Below are 2242 nucleotides of genomic sequence, written 5' to 3' on the forward strand. Positions count from 1 at the left end.
TTTTGCACAACATACAAACGCGGGGTGGAGCAGCCCGGTAGCTCGTCAGGCTCATAACCTGAAGGTCGTCAGTTCAAATCTGGCCCCCGCAACCAACTTCATTTGCTCAACGAGAACAGACACAGAACCGTCCGGATGAACCCGGGCGGTTTTATCGTTTTGGACCGACAAGGCCAGGATCCCGGCCAGGGCACCGCGGATCTCCACCCGCAGTTGGCCATCCTCCGGCACCAGCCGCACCTCGTCGATCAGCGTGCGGATGATATTGAACGCCTCGTCCTTGGTGGCCGGGTCGGCCAGCGCCTCGTGCAAGGCGGCGACCTTCTCCCGGTAGATAGTGGCCAGATTCGGATGCAGCGAGGGTTCTGCTTCCGGGCGGCTAGCGAGCAGGGCGTGGAGCTCATCCTCGCGCGCTTCCAGCGCGATCATCTCATCCTTCACCGTGCGCGCCGGCAAGCCATCGGCGACCGCTTGCACCAGCACCTTTTGCCGGGCCTTCAGCTTGCGCAGCTCCGCCTCGGCCCCGGTATATTGGGCATTACGTTGCGCCAGGATGGTGTTGCGTTCGGCGATATAGGCGGCGAGGAATTCCTGGTAGATCTCCGGGTTCATCAGCCGGCCCTTCAGCCCGGCGAGCACGATCTCGTCCAGGCGCTCCACCTTGATGTTGAGCCGGTTGTCGCAGGTGCCCTTGTTGCGCGCCGCGGCGCAGCCAAACAGTGTGGCGCTGATCTTGTGATAGCCGCCGCCGCAGACCCCGCAGCGCATCAGCCCAGTGAGCAGATGCTTCGGCCGCTGGTTGGACCAGAAGCGGGTCTTGGTGGCGGGGGCGTCCTCGGTCTCAGCGCGGCTCGCTTTGGGGAAGCCGCGCTTGCGGGCCTCGGCCTGCCGGGCCTTGGCCGCCTGCCAGAGTTCATCGTCGACGATGCGTAGCTCTGGCACCTCCTTGCTGATCAGCTGTTCCGGGCTGTTTGGGCGGGAGACGCGTTTGCCGGTGCTGGGATCCTTGAGGTAGCGCAGCCGGTTCCAGACCAGGCGGCCGACATACAACTCATTATTGAGAATGCCGGTGCCACGCTCGGCATTGCCGTTGATCGTGCTCTGGCCCCAGCCCTTGCCACCTGGGGCGGCGATCCCGGCCTGGTTCAGCTCGACGGCGATCTGGCGGGGCGATTTGCCGGCGGCAAACTCGCGGAAAATCCGGCGCACCACCTCCGCTTCGGCCGCGACGATCTCGCGCTCGCCGGTGCTGGGCGTGCCGTCGGCGTTGAAGCCGCGCTTAACGGCATAACCGTAGGAGATGCCGCTGGCCGCCTTGCCGGTCTCCACCCGGCCGCGCAGGCCGCGACGGGTCTTGTCCGCCAAGTCCTTCAGATAGAGCGTGTTCAGCGTCGATTTGAGACCGACATGCATCTCATTCACCTCGCCATCGGCGATGGTGCAGAGCTTGATGCCGAGAAAGGTGAGCTGCTTGAAAATCCGCGCCGTGTCCTCCTGGTCGCGGCTCAGCCGGTCCAGCCCCTCGGCCAGGATGATGTCGAAGCGGCCGCGCCCGGCGTCCGCCAGCAGCTCTTGCAGGCCCGGGCGCAGCATCGATGCCCCGGACATCGCCCGGTCGGAATAGCTGTCGACCACCGTCCAGCCCTGCTTGGCCGCGTACTCGCGGCAAACACGCAGCTGGTCCTCGATCGAGGCATCACGCTGCAAATCCGATGAATACCGTGCGTATAAGGCAACCCGGGCCGACATGTTCCCCTCCAAGTCAGGGGCAAAGCTTACGGCGACCAAATCCTCGGTCAAGAAATTAATGGGTTACGCGGGGCAAGGACAAGCAATGAGGACCCGGCGCCCAGCGGGTGTAACCAGAAACGCCAAACGCTCCAATCGCGCGAGGGCGATTGGAGCGTGGCGTCAGAGGGGCGGCAGGGGCGGAAGCTCCGGTACAATCTCCCGCAGTTGATTCAACAACTCGGTGATGTCCTGGGCCACCGCCTCCACTCCACAGTCAACGCGGAGGAAGCCGGACAGCAGCTTAACCTTCGCCCTTTGATCAAGTCCCCGATCATTGGGCTCGACGTGCCGCTCATAGAATTTCTGGGTCGCGGTCCGGACGAAGGCGAATGACCGTGCCAAGTGTTCGGCCGCGACTGACGTGCTCCCCTGGAATGTGACCGTTTTTGTGTAGAGTCTGTTCCTGGGGGATAGACCGATGAAGGGCAGCCGATTTTCTGAAGAGCAGATT

Annotated in this window: 2 protein-coding genes and 1 tRNA gene; 1 reads left to right on the forward strand and 2 read right to left on the reverse strand. The window is 63.5% G+C overall.

Annotated features, from left to right (window positions below; genetic code table 11):
- The first annotated feature begins 18 nt into the window (after window positions 1-18).
- Window positions 19-95: transfer RNA gene (locus tag HNP71_RS13995), tRNA-Met, on the forward strand.
- Here HNP71_RS13995 and HNP71_RS14000 read toward each other — a convergent pair.
- Both HNP71_RS14000 and HNP71_RS14120 read right to left on the reverse strand, forming a co-directional pair.
- Complete coding sequence (locus HNP71_RS14000) at window positions 52-1749, reverse strand: recombinase family protein (RefSeq protein ID WP_183267562.1); 1698 nt, start codon at window positions 1747-1749, stop codon at window positions 52-54. The genes HNP71_RS13995 and HNP71_RS14000 overlap by 44 nt on opposite strands.
- Window positions 1750-1911: 162 nt before the next feature.
- Window positions 1912-2242 (reverse strand): hypothetical protein (locus HNP71_RS14120; RefSeq protein WP_221246949.1); only part of this gene is annotated, 331 nt, incomplete at its 5' end.

Origin of the sequence: Acidocella aromatica (assembly GCF_014201825.1) — a bacterium.
GTDB classification, from domain to species: Bacteria; Pseudomonadota; Alphaproteobacteria; order Acetobacterales; family Acetobacteraceae; genus Acidocella; species Acidocella aromatica.

What these genes read in the sequence shown, in the direction of transcription:
- HNP71_RS14000 (WP_183267562.1), bottom strand. Translation starts at nt 1,749, where the DNA reads ATGTCGGCCCGGGTTGCCTTATACGCACGGTATTCATCGGATTTGCAG.